Raw genomic sequence first — 13,341 nt, forward strand, 5'->3', positions numbered from 1 at the left:
CTTCCGGGCCGCACTCTAGTCCCACGAACCTCAAAGAGTTGTACCCACCGCCCAATACGTGACCGTGAGGCCGCACTTGAAGAAAGTCGCCTTCATCTCCGCCGCTGCGTCGCTCGGCCAGTAGCCGCCGACTTCTACCGTGAACTCGGCTTCAGCGCCACCTACCCCGTCCTTTGCCTCCGAGACGGCGAGAGGACCTTGGAACGCGTACCGCAATGTTGTGTGGGAGGATTCCGCCAGGCGGCGCTGAATGTCCGCAACTTTCTCCGGCGTTGGATACGGTTTGAACTGGACGAGGAGTTTCATCGGCTTGGTATCGATAGCTCGATCACCATCCCGTCCGGCCCCGGATTCACGATCCGGGTGGAGCCGATGGAATCCTCCCGCCCGAAACACTCATGGAAGTGACCGCAGATGACGATGCGGGGCTTCAAGGATTCGACGATCCTACGCACCGCCTTGCTGCCGATGCGCTTGCCGTCTTTGGGCACCGTCCAAAGCGAGCCGGTCCAGATCGGCTCCAGACCACAACAGGCCGTGTCGGACGGCGGGAAGTGCGTGAGAAAAATCACCGGAAGGGCCGGGTCGACCTGCGCTTTCAGGGTGGGCAGGTAGCTCCCGTAGCACTCCTGGTCTTCTCCGAAGAGCGGGGATAGGTCGGTCGTGCCGTCTAGACCGGCAATCAGGACTCTCGTGCCCTCCGCCGCGCCGAACACGTCAACCTTGAGATCGACATACCGCAGGACCGGGAACGCCTTGGAGACCGCAGAGCAAATGGTTCCGTACTCGTGGTTCCCGGCGATGAAGTAGATCGGGATTCCAGCCTCGCTGAGCATCTTGAAGGATGGATGGAGACCTTCCGATTCGATGGTGAAGTCCCCCGCGCACACGATGAACGACGCCCGGCTCTCTCGTGTGAGGCGGAGGACCTTCTGGATCGACTCGACTGAGGCGTGGTGGTCCGTGAACGCTACGAAGCGAACCGGCGGGGAGGACGTCCGCTCCTGTTGTTCCTTCACGGGCATGACCTACCCGCAGCTTCCCGCAACTCAATGCTTGGAGGAACCCGCATCGACCCGACGCTGGAGGGACATCGCCATCTCCAGCGCGTACTGGACACGATCCCGGAGTTGGACCCACTGGCGATGCACTCTCTCCATCCCGTTCACTCGGTCGCGAACAATGGTCAAGATCTGGATCAGATCCTCCGCGTCGAACTCCTCATCCAAGGGAGGAGGGGCCGACCGTTTCGGCCGCCTCCCACTACCCCGCCCTTGGTTCGTTCTCTTACCCACGGCTGGTGAGGATCTCGAAGTCCTTGGGGGAGATCCGCCGTGTCATCTTGAGGAACCACCCCCAGGACCCTTCCGGGTTCCGACCCTCGAACGCATCGAGCTCGGCACGCACCTTCGCGTTGAGCACCTTGGGTTGCTCGACGTACAGGTGGACATCACCCAGCCGGATGCCCCAAGGATACTTCTCCGGGATAGGCACCTCGGCGTGGAGCCCCTTTTCCGGCCTGGAGGCGATTCGGGCATGGGCAACCGCCCCCACGCCGCAGGCGTAGAAACAGATCTGATCGTTCTCCTTCATCTGCCTCCGGGCGGGGGACCGGTCCCCAAGGGCGAACACGCGCCCGACACCCACGAGGGAGCGGATGATCTCGGTGGCCTTCGATCCATTCGATCCGACCGGGGCCAGCCAGCAGGTAGGCTCATCGGCGGTGACCACCTTTTCAGTGGAGGGAGCCAATGCCGGCTTGGGGAGGGTGTCCGGCTCCCGGCGGGCCATCAGGCGGGCGAGGAGGTCCACCACGGGGTCGACGTCCGGCGTGGAAGGCCGGAGGATGGCCAGTACATCCTCATGGGTGGCCTCCTGCTCGTCCACCATCTCCGCGAGGGAGAGGAGGGATTCGACGGAGGCCACTCGGAGTTGATGGGTCCTCTTTTCTGCGATGATGGCGTTCTCAAGCTGTCGCACCTGGGGATCGGGCCGTCCGACGACATACAGCCCCAGGGCGTGGTCCCAGCCGGGTATGACCCCTTGGGAGATGAGTTCATCCACGTACCCCACCAAGGCGGAGGTCTTGATGGCATAGGTTTCGGAGGTCTTCACCTCGATGACGAGGGAGAACCCTCCGGGAGATTTCCAGAGGCCGTCGAAGCCGACCTCTCCCCGGCCCCCGTTGTACCGGCCATAGGCGACATCGAACCCGAGGAGTTCCCCCAAACGGACCACCATATCCTGGAGCGCCCGGCTGGGCTGTTCGCCGGTCTCGCCGAGGCATTCCTCGATGTAGTCCCGGAGCTGGCCTACCTCCATGACGTTGCTCCGCAGATAGGACCGGAACCGCTCGCGCGGGGTGTTTTCGCCGGGGCTGTCGTCCAGCCTCCCGGCGAGGTCGAGTATCCGTTTCAAGCTGATCATCATTTTCTACCTCCTTTACGTCTCTTTCCGTTCTCTCGGCCTCACTCAGCCAAGATGACTATTTGTCAACACCAACGCTCTTGGGCCGCGACAAGTCAAGTACTTTCAAACAGATCGGGGCTTCATGGCCTGCTCGATTTCGGCCTTCCGAAGATGGGCAATGTAGGCAGGATTTGAGACGAGGTTGAAGGCGTAGGCGAGGGCCGGATTCAATTCGGAAGGGATCGGCGTGCCTGCTGGACCCAGGTGCCACAAGCGATCCGCGAAATCGTGATCGCAGGAAACGACGCCGATGGGGTCAGGGAGGTCCGCGGTGACCTTGTCCAGTGTCCTTCCCGATAGGAAATGGGCGTAGAGGCCGTAAGCGGGGGGATCAGTGGAGCAACGGTGGATGACAACGCCCCGGTCGGAAGCCGTGTGCGATTTGAAGACGACGAGCCAATCGGGGGCGGGGAAAGAGTGTTGGCCCACCGCTGTCCGGGCCGTCGGCTGGATCGCCGCGCCGGCCGCCATATCGGCGGCCATCCGGAGGAACTCCCGCCGTTCGAGGTGTTTTGCACTGCTCGGTCTCTTGGCGTCCATTGGTCGCCATGGACGCTTCGTTCCCGCGAACAGTCAAGTCGATTCGGACGATTTCAGACTATGGGTTGCTATTCAGAACTCTTGGCCGAAGTTCGGGGAAGAGCAGCGAAGTAAGGGGATGGGGGGATTACAGACAGCCGGTGGTGGTCTTGGAGCAGGTGCAGTCGCAGGAGTTCGCGCCAAGCGTACAAGGGTCCTTGGTGCCCATGCAGGTGGACTCGGCGGTGAATGCGACGGAACTCGATGAGGCCGATGAACTTTCGCATGAGGTGACGTTCACGCTGGCGTTCGCGGTCGTACAAACCGCCGTACAGCGGCAGTTCCAGTTGACCTTGGTCGTGGTGACGGTGGTTGTCGTCGCTGTGTCCGTTTGGCCGGTCTTGGAATCCTTCGTGGTGGTCGTTGTGCTTTTCGTAGAGCCTGAGCTGCTCGTGGTAGTGGCGGTCTCCTCGTCATCCCCGTCCAGGAGATCTTCCAACTCACCGCAGGCGACGAGCGGTGCCATTAGGCAGAGGAGAATTGCAAATGTCTTCAACCCTGAAGAACGAACTTTTGCTTGCATCATTTACAAAGATTTCGGGCGCAGGTCTTGGCAGTCGCAGAACACCCACAAGTCCCGCACGAGAGTTTTGCCGTCCCGGTTGGACATTGGTAGGAAACGACATCTTGGGAGCAATTTCCTGCGGCCGTTGTCGCGACCGTGGCCTTATCAGTATTGTCCAAGGCGCATTCGACGCCTGATGCATTGCCTATGATGATGGCCCCGCCTCTTGGTATTGTAATCGTCCTACTCGGAATCTGATTGGTACCCTGGCAAGTTACGTCGCAATTGCAGCTCCATTCTGCGCATGCGACAGGCTTCGTGTCGTCGTTGTCTGTTCCTCCGGAGACCTTGTCAACGTAGGAATCACAGTCCACATCGGGGCCACAAACATGATTCTTGGGATCGATGACTTTGGGAGAGTACTGGAAATTGATAGGGGCGGGTGGGGAGGGAGGGTCGATCACAATGACTGAACCAACTTGCGCTGCCTTCTGTTCGGGCTTTTCAAAACAATCCACGGTGAACAACTTGTAAGACCCAGCTGAAACTTGGGAAAAAGTGAATGTGCCATCCGAGTCCGTTAAGGTAGCTGCATTGGACGCTGATTTTTCAGTGGCGGAATCGACCAGAGCCAGTGGGAACTTCGAAATCGGAGAACCATCGCAAGTTCGTTTGACCGTACCAGAGATCGACACGGTAGGAGGTGGAGGCGCCGCCGCCGTGGTCAGATCTGTGTCTCCTTGCTCCGGGTCGCCGCTACACGACATAGCGAGGGCGAGGAAAGTAGCAAGAAAATATGTGCGTGCGCCAGCCCGGCCTCTCTGGACATTGCCTCGCATCTTGGCTTGGCATCGATAAGACCCCCAGTATTCCATGTGTAGGGCGGAGAATACGTCCTATGGATAGAATAAGTCAAGTCCTCTCTGTGTATTGGGATGTTCCGGGCCGGAGTCTGGCGGCCAATAATCGGGCCACGGTGGACCAGAAGGACAAGATCAAGGCCCTCGTGGGTGACCGGATGCAATCGCTTCGAAAGGCGAAGGGTCTGACTCAGGGAGAGTTGTCCGAGAGGGTGGGCATCTCCGACAAGTACCTCTCGAACGTCGAGTGCGGACGGGAAAACCCGACGCTGGACACTCTCCTCGGCGTAGCCGCGGCCCTAGGCGTTCCGATCTGGGAATTCTTTGCAATCCAGGAAGCAAGCCTTTCTGACGTGGACAAGGTGAAGACGGCCCAATCGCTCTTGAAGAAGGCTGCCCCGAAAGACGTCGATATCGTTCTCCGCCTCCTCCGCGAGATCGGAATCAAGCCTTAGCTGGGGGACGCCGGGGTGAGATCCGGCGGCCACGTTATCGCCGCGAGCGTCGCAGCCCAAGGACGAGTTCGTAGGCGTCTTGCGCGTGGTCGCGGAGGTCGGCGCATTCCCGCTTCGTTCCAAGGGCAAGTCAAATCGTTTCGGATTCGACATAGGTCTGGACAAGCGTGGTTCGCGGGTGGCGAATGGGCGGTCGATTCACCTTCGATTCCCGCGCGGTGTACACGACCTCTCAAATTAGCGAAAATCAGGGTATAGTTGGGTCATGAGTTTGCCAGGCCGAATTGCCGTTGATCCCAATTACTGTGGCGGGCGGCCCCATTTCCGGGGCACGCGAGTACCGGTCTATGTGGTGTTGGAGATGCTCGCGAATCGCGAGGACACGAATGAAATTCTATCCGAATATCCCAATCTTACCGCCGAGGATCTCCGGGACGCGCTTGTGTACGCCAAGCAACTGGCTGAGATTCCGGGAGCGCCGTTAGCCGTCGGCTCCTGATCGCCGATCTCTGCATACGGCCCGAGCGGTCGCCGTGAAGATCATCGTCGACAACAACCTGCCAGCCAGTCTCGCTCACCTAATCCGTTCGGCCGGCTTCGACGCATCGCATGTTGTTGAGATCGGAATGGGATCTGCGAGTGACGCCGAGATACGCCGGAAATACGATCAGGAGAATATCATCTTCGTTTCTCGCGATTCCGATTTCTGGTTTCAGCGGCCGAAAGGTTGGTCAGTAGCTTGGATATCCGTTCACAACCCCACGCTTGCCCAATTGCGGGGACCCATCGCCCAGCGACTGAAGGAAGCATTGCCGAGAATGACGCCGGGGTCGAGGATGATGGTGACGGAGCAGGCGGTGGTCTTCTACAGCGGCTAGGGAGTAGATTCCTCCGCGGCACCTAGATTCATTGGCGATGCGTTGGGTTTGGCCTTCACGTGCCGGCGGCGAGAGGCTGGCTATAACCCTATTCCCTTGAGCGCCTTGTTGACCACGCGGTCCGACAGTTTGCCGACAACTTTCCGACCAATTCCGTCGATCACGCGCCCGGCCTCATCGGTCGCTTGCTCTTTGCCTACCACACTCGCCCGACCGGCCACGTAGCCGCCCAAGGCGGCTAAGCAAATACCACCACCTATAACCCAAGGACTGGCCCACCAAGGCCGGGAGACCGAAGCCGGCACCTGTCGGCTTCGATCGTCTCGTTGAAACCGCAAGCCCGTGATCATTCTCGTCACCCCGTCCATCTTGGCGTTGAGAGAGGCGATTTGGTCGGCGGAGTAATCATGGGAAACAGCCGAGGGCTCAGGGGTGGGTGGGTTCAAGATTTCCGGCATGGGTGCCTCCCATTGAGGGTTACCCCCAGGGGTAGGGGTAGGGCTCCCGAACCGTTGCATCGGCGCCGCCGGCGGCCTCGGCCGGAATTCGCACCGGCCCATGTGCCCGTTCGCCTGGTCGGATTCGTCATACGCCCTATCGCAGTACGGGCACGGGAACTTTCCTTCGGTGTTCCTCACGGGTTTCAATCTGCTCATTGCGTGTCCTCCTTTCGCAGAGGTTGGTGGCTGTGGTGGTGGCTGTCGGCTCGTAAGGCCGGGCCATGGTGGTCCGACGCCGTCAATGACGGCGGTGGCGCGACATGGGTGAATAACTTCGAACTTTCGCAGACAAATCCGATTCCGTCGGGGATCGTCAAACAGTAGGAAAGACGTGAGGATCGAGGGCTGGAAGTGTTATGAGACCCTCGCTCTGCCATTGAGCTACGCCGGCGAGCATTCGTAAAATGGACTCGGCACGTCCCCCTGTCAATGAGCGAAACGCGTGATCCACGTTCACCGCTCAATGGCGACGAACTGAACGCCATGAAAACCTATCGCGGCCATTGAGCTACGCCAACAATCGCTCGTAAGATGCACTCGGCGCGCGCGACTGTCAACAAATGGAAACTTAGTTGTGATTGCATTCAGGGTCATCACGAGGTCGCTCGGAACTGGTCCAGCATCGATCGCGAGACACACTCAGCGTGATAGGACGACTTCCCGAGAATTGCGGAATAGCCGCCGACGGGGTCTACAAGCCTGGAGAACCGCGAATTCCTACTTTCTTCCGACTTCGCCCCCAATCCATCATCGGCCATGACCCGTAAAACGAGTTGAACATTGAGGATAGTGGAGGTAGAGTGTTCCCTCATGGGGAGCAGCAAGCATCCTGGTCTCCGTTCCGGCGGAGTTTCTCTTACGTCCAGAATCATGCCTACGTCGAAAATGCCAGCTCATCCTCAACAACTCGCGGTCCAGCGTTCCCAGGCTACAAGATCATTCTCATGGTTCGCGTGTGGGCAGCAGTCCATTACAACTGACCCTAATCCTATCCGCATGGGCAGCACCCAACGAGCGGTTTTCCGGGTCCTAGCGCTCATCACGTTCTGTGCCTTGCCATCCTGCGGTTCATCGCCGGGCGACGCAACGACTCCCATGGTCGATCTCGCGGCTCCTGCGGGACTTGCTGCATCGGCGGGGAACGGCGGAGTGACGCTTTCGTGGAACGCGGCGACCGGGGCAACGGGTTACAAGGTCTACTACGGCACGTCTTCCACCAGCTTGAACCCGTCGGTCATTTCAACCGGGACGAAGGCTACAATTGGAAGCCTGACGAACGGGACGACCTACTATTTCGCCGTGTCGAGTACGGCGGGCCCGTTCGAGGGCCTGAAGAGCAGCACCGTGAGCGCGACGCCAACCGGCACGTCACAGGAAGTGATCCTCTCCGCTCCCACGGGTCTGGCCGCCGCGGTCGGCGACAAGCAGATCAGCCTAGCGTGGAATGCGGTGACCGGCGCATTGAGCTACAAGGCGTACTATGGGACAGCCCAGGACCAGTTGACCACGACGCTCGCCGTGACGACGACGACCGTGACCGTCACGGGACTCACGAACGGAACCACGTACTACTTTGGGGTTGCTGCCATTTCGGGCTCGACCGAGAGCGCGAAAAGCGTCGTCGTATCGGCCAAACCGACGGACGTGGCGGACACGACCGCGCCGACGTTCGCGGGACTATCCGCGGCAACGGCCACGTCCGCGAGTCAGATCGATCTTGCCTGGACGGCCGCTGCGGACAACGTAAGCATGGCGTCGGCGATCGTGTACAAGATCTGCCAATCCACAACGTCGGGGACCTGCGGTGCGAGTTTCACGGCCACGTACACCACGAGCGTCGGCGTTACGTCCTATTCGGCAACGGGTCTCTCAGCGGGCACAGCATACTACTTTGTCGCGCACGCGGTGGATGAGGCGGGAAATGCGGATTCAAATACTCTTCAGAAGAGCGCAACGACGAAGGCGCCTTCTTTCGGTGCGTGCAACAGCCAAGCCTTCGAGTGCTGCGTGACGGAGGCGTACGACTGCATGATCGCCATCCCCGCGGGCACGTTCGTCCAGGGGTCGAAGTCCGGAGAAGGCGATACCGACGAAAAGCCCCGCCGACTCGTGACGCTTTCGAACTACTACATCGACAAGTACGAAGTGACGAACGCGAACTTCAAGGCGTGTGTCACCGCCGGGGAATGCACGGCGCCGTCAGGGGCGAATTCGTACACACGCACCACGTACTATGGCAACGCCACGTATGACAACTACCCGGTGATCAAAGTGAACCACCTGCAGGGCGTGGACTACTGCAGGTGGAAAGGGCGGCGGCTTCCGACGGAGGCGGAGTGGGAAAAGGCGGCGCGGGGTCCGGCGGATGGTAGCCTCGTGGGCCTCACGAGCGGCCAGTGCACCTCCGCGGACGCGGCGGGCACGGGCCGCAACGTCAATTGCAATCTCCGGCCCTATCCCTGGGGCGGGACGATCACCTCGAGCGAGCCCTATGCCACGGGTGCGGACTGCACGAACGGGAACGTCTCATCGGATTGTGTCGGCGATACGAGTCTGGTCGGGAGCTACCCCACCGGCGCCTCGCCGTATGGCGTGCTCGACATGGCCGGGAACGTGTTTGAATGGGTGAAGGATGGGTACGATTCAGCCTATTACGCCTCGGCACCCTCGACTGACCCACCGGGGCCGACGAGTGGGACCACTCCGGTGTGGCGCGGCGGCTCGTGGGCCTGGGACTCAGGCAGCGTGCGCTCTGCGGACCGCAACAGCGCCTCTTTGCAGTTTACGAAAGGCGAGTTCGGGTTTCGTTGTTCCAGGACGCCATGACCAAGCATTACTTACCATGCAACCGAGCCCTGATTCCCATGATACTTTTCCCATCCTCTACCCTACGCTGTGCTGGCGGGGCATCGAGATCATCTATGCCTACGTTGGAGGACCCCTGTGTAACGGCATGGCCGAGCACTTCATGCGGGTCCTCAAGGAGCAGTGCATTTGGGTTCACCGGTTTCAAAACCTCGAGGAGGCCCGACGAATCATCGGCGAGTTCATTGAGCGATACAATCGAGAATGGATCCTGGAGCGGTGGGTCTATCGGACCCCCGCCCAAGTGCGGAATGACTTCCAATCCCATCCGGAGGCCCAGGCCGCATAATCCGGAATTAAGCGCTGGCGCAGGTCGCCCCGCCTTCGGCGGGGCGAAATCCCGGCCAAAATAAGCTGTCATTCTGTCCAAGAAACCCAGTGCGATTCAGCACTAACAACGCGTTCAAGACAGACGCCCAAAAGCGGCGCTTCTCGCCCGTTTTGCTCGCGACTCAACGCGAACCTTAGGCGGATTATCGAAGAGCTATGCGGATCGGGATTCTCATCGTCGGTTCTCTGTATTGGGACGGTTCGCCTGTTCGATGCCAGTGGCGTCGTGACCGGCTTGGCTGCACCGGGCAGTTCAAAGTCCGTGTGCCCATACGTTACGGCCGGAAGTCTTTGTCGCGAGGGAATACGTTTACCATGGTTTTCGCTAGGTCATGCTCAGCGCCAGAGAGGTTGGGGACAGGGCTTGTGGTCCCCGCTCGTGCAGAGTGTTGCGATCCCGAGCATCTTCTCGAGGAAGCGGAGTGCCTATGGGCCGCCGAGAAAAACTCCCGTGACCGAGATGGCATTGCACGCGAATGGGGCAGGGTGTGCCTCGTGTGCCAGCCAGACCGACCACTTCCAAGTCAGTTCGCTTCCGTGTGGAAGGCAGCAGTTGGAAAGGCTGGATGGTGCTATCGGGCCGTCCCTGGAGCCGAGGGGGAAGAACAGCTCATAGATCCTGTCTTGGGCCTTGCTCAGTTCGAATGGCCTGTTGACGCCGAGAGCCTGCAACCGCTGACGGAGTTCGATTTGCTTCTCATGACCGCCACCGAGCCGACTTTGAGGAATTCGCACTATCCAAGCGCCACAGAAATCGCCGAAGCATGGAGAGCAGACCCGAACGACCACGTGTCGTACTTCTACAGCAATCGGCGACACGGAATCAGGACCTACGAAGACGATGAGATATTGAGGGTGGTCAAGGGAGAATCGTCTAACATCGCGATGGAGCCAACGGCGCCGGAAACGTTGTGAGCGCCACGGCTCATCGCGCGACGTTCTGCCATCATGAGCGGAGAGGGGGGACCTTGCTCACTTTGTCAACTTGCGCGGGAACGTGAGAGCTTTCGGGCTGGCTTCCGGCGATCCCCGCCGGGAGGCGGACGGGACGGGACGACCACGTGAAACGTGGCGTGCGGTGAACGACCTCCCCCGTTGCCATAACGTGGCTGCGTTGAACTGAGCCGGAATGAAAGAATTCATCGTCTACGTGGATGCCTCTGTCGTCGGTGGCTGCGAGGATGCAGAATTCTCTACGGACAGCCGTGCACTCTGGACTTTCTTCACGGATGGACGGTACAAGCTTGTTCTTTCAACGCACACGCTGCGCGAACTCGAAGGGGCTCCCGCGTCCGTGCAAAGTTGGCTGGACCGCGTCCCTCCCGAACACCAGATCGTTCTCCCGGACTCGGAGGAGTCAGCCGAGCTTGCACGGGCGTATCTGACGAAGAAAGTCGTAGGTCCCGGCTCGAAGGAGGATGCCCGGCATGTGGCGCTGGCTACGGTAGGACGGGTGGACGTATTGGTGAGTTGGAATTTCAAGCATATCGTGAACTTGGGGCGTATCCGACTTTTCAACTCCGTGAATGTGGAGCGGGGCTATGGTATGCTGGAGATTAGAACCCCGAAGGAGGTGGTCCGGAATGAAGAAGGGATTTGATGCCGTAGCTTGGATGAGAAAACGGCGCGAGGAAATCGAGCGGGAGGACGCGGGGCTGACTTGGCAGGAGAAAAGCCTCAAAACCCTCGGTCTTTTGAAGGACAATCCTTTCTGGCAGAGGCTGAAGAACCGCGTCGTGGCGCCGGACTCCCAAGCTTCAGGTGTTGCCCAAGCGGCGGGCAAGCGCTGATGAAGCGTTCTCGCTCCCGGAAGATACTCTCCCCAAACTCCTGATCCAGAGCCGAAGGCTTTTCCCCTTCGGAGTAAGGGGCCATTCCGAAGAACGTCAACGCAAACGGCGTTGGCACACTGGGAGTGATGTGCACGTCGCCAGGAGAGAATCACGCGCGAGAAGCCGTTGTCGGTTCCCCGGTGGTGCGGGCGCTTTCATCCGCCGGTAATGGAATCGATGATCGGCGTGAGGAATTCCGTGTCCTTCCATTCGTCCGGGGGAACCGTGCCGAGATTGGGAATCAGGCCGCCGGCGGGGTACCGCGCGAATAGAGACGGATCCGCCACGGGCCTTCCGCTGTACTTGACGTAGCGGCCATTACGGACCACCACGAGTTCCAGCGAGGGAATCACGTAAACGTACTGCCCGTCGTAGCCCACGGCGGCGAATGTATCCGCCGGCAGCCGTCGGTTGGTGCGGCCGCTGAGCCACCATTGGTAGCCATAGCCCCGGAAGCTCCTGGAGGGCGAAGTGGAATCCGCCACCCACCCAGCGGGAACGACTTGCTTGTTTCTCCAATAACCCTGACGCTGATAGAGCAAACCAAACCGCGCAAAGTCCTGGCTCGTCATGTCCACACAGCAGTAGGTGAGAGTGTGCCCGCTCGCGTCGGTCCACCAGTCCACGCTATTTATTCCGAGGGGTGAGAAGAGCGCCTGAACTGCAAAATCGCCGGCCTTCATGCCGGTTGCCGCTTCGAGCACGCCCGACAACAGCAGGGTGTCGCCACTTGAATAGTGAAAGCGACTGCCGGGCTGCCTGGCCATTTCACGATTCGCGGCGTATGCAAGCTGGTCCCTTTCCGCCAAGCCCAGCCGGATGATATCCGAGCTGCCGAACGCCGCGGGATTGTAGTCCTCGACCCAGGCGAGTCCGGAGGCCATCGTGAGCACGTCACGAAGGGTGATACCCGCCTTATCCGTGCCCCTCCATTGTGGAAAATACTTGGCGAGGCTGACCTCTACGCCCGGGATGATTCCTTGACCGATGGCGATTCCGATGAGGGCGCTCGCGAAGCTCTTGCCGACGGACCAGCTTGCAGCCCACGAGCCGGCGTCGGCGCCCCCGCCGTACCACTCAGCCACGAGGACTCCGCGCCGCACCACGACCACCCCCTGCGTATTCTTGCCGGGTTGGAAGGCATAGTCTTTCGCGCGCGATAGGACGGATTCGTCCATTCCTTGTTCCACTGGGTTTTGCACGATCCAATCCGTCGTCGGCCATGAGGCATCGCCCGCTGGCGTCGGCCATGGGGCAACCTCCCGGTCGTCGCCGGAGCAGCCCGCGACCAGCATGAAGATCGCCACCCCCCACATTGGAATAAGCCGCTTTCCCGCCGTCTTGAGGAGTGACCGGCACCGCATATCAATCGGAACGTGGGGGTTCAGATCCTTGGGAACTCTTCGCTCAGGAATGCAAACGGAACGCGGGGCTCCCGCCTTGGCGACTCGCAACTGATCTATAGCCAGCGGCGAACTCGGCGGCGGTAGGCGAGGTAGGATTCGCCGTGGAGCTTCTCAAGATGTTCCTCTTCGAGGCGAACTTGGATTTGGATGAGGACATGACCGAGAATGAGAACAACAAGGGAAACCATGTTCGGCGCGGCCAGAAAGAATCCCAGGAGCGTCACCGTCATTCCGAGGAAGATCGGATTCCTTGAGATGCGGAACAGGCCGTGAGCCACCATCTCCGTGCGGTGCTCCTGATCCACCCCCACTCGGAACGACGCCCCCATCTGCGCCTGCGCCACGGCGATCCACACGAAAGAGACGGTGAGGAGGATCAGTCCCGCCATCTTTAGGGAACGGTGTTCCAACCAGGGGATCGGTTCGAGCCAAGGGTAGGCCGAGGGGAAAAATCCGTACACCACGAGGAAAGCGGCGATGACGAGGAAAACCCACACCATGCACTGCCCCACGTAGTCATGCGCGCGGTCTCCGCGCTTGATTACGATGGGATTCACACCGGTCTGTTTCCACACACGGTAGGACCGCCACCCCATCAGCACGAGGAAGAAGGCGACGGCGTAGGCGGGAAGGATCCAGCGGGGCATGTGTCAGGATATTCC

General features: G+C 60.1%; 18 protein-coding genes. 8 read left to right on the plus strand and 10 right to left on the minus strand.

Going from position 1 to position 13,341, the window contains the following annotated elements:
• Positions 1-30: 30 nt before the first annotated feature.
• The 7 genes from HYT87_05505 to HYT87_05535 form a co-directional block, all read right to left on the minus strand.
• The gene (locus tag HYT87_05505; GenBank protein MBI2059210.1) at positions 31-306 is read right to left on the minus strand and encodes a hypothetical protein; all 276 of its coding nucleotides are present in this window, start codon (positions 304-306) and stop codon (positions 31-33) included.
• Positions 303-1,019, minus strand: a complete 717-nt coding sequence (locus tag HYT87_05510; GenBank protein ID MBI2059211.1) for a metallophosphoesterase — start codon at positions 1,017-1,019, stop codon at positions 303-305. Before HYT87_05510 ends, HYT87_05505 begins: the two co-directional genes overlap by 4 nt.
• 30 nt (positions 1,020-1,049) lie before the next feature.
• A complete protein-coding gene (locus HYT87_05515; protein MBI2059212.1) occupies positions 1,050-1,295 on the minus strand; it encodes a hypothetical protein in 246 nt (81 codons plus the stop codon).
• Positions 1,288-2,427, minus strand: a complete 1,140-nt coding sequence (locus HYT87_05520; GenBank protein MBI2059213.1) for an EVE domain-containing protein — start codon at positions 2,425-2,427, stop codon at positions 1,288-1,290. The genes HYT87_05515 and HYT87_05520 overlap by 8 nt, the downstream gene beginning before the upstream one ends.
• A gap of 105 nt (positions 2,428-2,532) precedes the next feature.
• Positions 2,533-3,009, minus strand: a complete 477-nt coding sequence (locus HYT87_05525; GenBank protein MBI2059214.1) for a hypothetical protein — start codon at positions 3,007-3,009, stop codon at positions 2,533-2,535.
• 127 nt (positions 3,010-3,136) lie between these two features.
• Positions 3,137-3,514 carry a hypothetical protein gene (locus tag HYT87_05530; protein MBI2059215.1) on the minus strand — a complete coding sequence of 126 codons (378 nt, stop codon included), beginning with the start codon at positions 3,512-3,514 and terminating at the stop codon, positions 3,137-3,139.
• Positions 3,515-3,570: 56 nt separating this feature from the next.
• Complete coding sequence (locus HYT87_05535; protein ID MBI2059216.1) at positions 3,571-4,320, minus strand: carboxypeptidase regulatory-like domain-containing protein; 750 nt, start codon at positions 4,318-4,320, stop codon at positions 3,571-3,573.
• 131 nt (positions 4,321-4,451) lie between these two features.
• Here HYT87_05535 and HYT87_05540 point away from each other — a divergent pair, with 131 nt between their 5' ends.
• From HYT87_05540 to HYT87_05550, 3 genes are all read left to right on the plus strand, one after another.
• A complete protein-coding gene (locus HYT87_05540; GenBank protein MBI2059217.1) occupies positions 4,452-4,868 on the plus strand; it encodes a helix-turn-helix transcriptional regulator in 417 nt (138 codons plus the stop codon).
• Positions 4,869-5,133: 265 nt separating this feature from the next.
• Positions 5,134-5,367 (plus strand): DUF433 domain-containing protein, encoded by a 234-nt coding sequence (locus tag HYT87_05545; protein MBI2059218.1) that lies wholly within the window; start codon positions 5,134-5,136, stop codon positions 5,365-5,367.
• Positions 5,368-5,401: 34 nt separating this feature from the next.
• On the plus strand, positions 5,402-5,746 hold the full coding sequence (locus HYT87_05550) for a DUF5615 family PIN-like protein (GenBank protein MBI2059219.1): 345 nt from the start codon (positions 5,402-5,404) through the stop codon (positions 5,744-5,746).
• Positions 5,747-5,826: 80 nt separating this feature from the next.
• Here the strand turns inward: HYT87_05550 and HYT87_05555 are convergent, their stop codons facing one another.
• Positions 5,827-6,204 (minus strand): hypothetical protein, encoded by a 378-nt coding sequence (locus HYT87_05555; GenBank protein MBI2059220.1) that lies wholly within the window; start codon positions 6,202-6,204, stop codon positions 5,827-5,829.
• Between the two features lie 1,038 nt (positions 6,205-7,242).
• On the opposite strand from HYT87_05555, the gene HYT87_05560 reads away from it, so the two are divergent.
• The 5 genes from HYT87_05560 (at position 7,243) to HYT87_05580 (ending at position 11,231) form a co-directional block, all read left to right on the plus strand.
• Positions 7,243-9,072 carry an SUMF1/EgtB/PvdO family nonheme iron enzyme gene (locus tag HYT87_05560; protein ID MBI2059221.1) on the plus strand — a complete coding sequence of 610 codons (1,830 nt, stop codon included), beginning with the start codon at positions 7,243-7,245 and terminating at the stop codon, positions 9,070-9,072.
• A 16-nt stretch (positions 9,073-9,088) separates the two neighbouring features.
• Positions 9,089-9,400 (plus strand): transposase, encoded by a 312-nt coding sequence (locus HYT87_05565; GenBank protein ID MBI2059222.1) that lies wholly within the window; start codon positions 9,089-9,091, stop codon positions 9,398-9,400.
• Between the two features lie 578 nt (positions 9,401-9,978).
• Entirely contained in the window at positions 9,979-10,356 is a 378-nt protein-coding gene (locus tag HYT87_05570; protein MBI2059223.1) for a hypothetical protein, read from the plus strand.
• A gap of 214 nt (positions 10,357-10,570) precedes the next feature.
• Positions 10,571-11,041, plus strand: coding sequence for a PIN domain protein (locus HYT87_05575; GenBank protein MBI2059224.1), 471 nt, complete (start codon positions 10,571-10,573; stop codon positions 11,039-11,041).
• A complete protein-coding gene (locus HYT87_05580) occupies positions 11,025-11,231 on the plus strand; it encodes a hypothetical protein (GenBank protein MBI2059225.1) in 207 nt (68 codons plus the stop codon). Before HYT87_05575 ends, HYT87_05580 begins: the two co-directional genes overlap by 17 nt.
• 197 nt (positions 11,232-11,428) lie before the next feature.
• Here the strand turns inward: HYT87_05580 and HYT87_05585 are convergent, their stop codons facing one another.
• The gene (locus HYT87_05585) at positions 11,429-12,589 is read right to left on the minus strand and encodes a serine hydrolase (protein ID MBI2059226.1); all 1,161 of its coding nucleotides are present in this window, start codon (positions 12,587-12,589) and stop codon (positions 11,429-11,431) included.
• A gap of 143 nt (positions 12,590-12,732) precedes the next feature.
• Positions 12,733-13,326: an isoprenylcysteine carboxylmethyltransferase family protein gene (locus HYT87_05590; GenBank protein ID MBI2059227.1), complete on the minus strand. Its 594-nt coding sequence runs from the start codon at positions 13,324-13,326 to the stop codon at positions 12,733-12,735.
• Positions 13,327-13,341 lie beyond the last annotated feature (15 nt).

The organism is Nitrospirota bacterium, assembly GCA_016180645.1.
Taxonomy (GTDB): Bacteria; JACPQY01; JACPQY01; order JACPQY01; family JACPQY01; genus JACPAV01.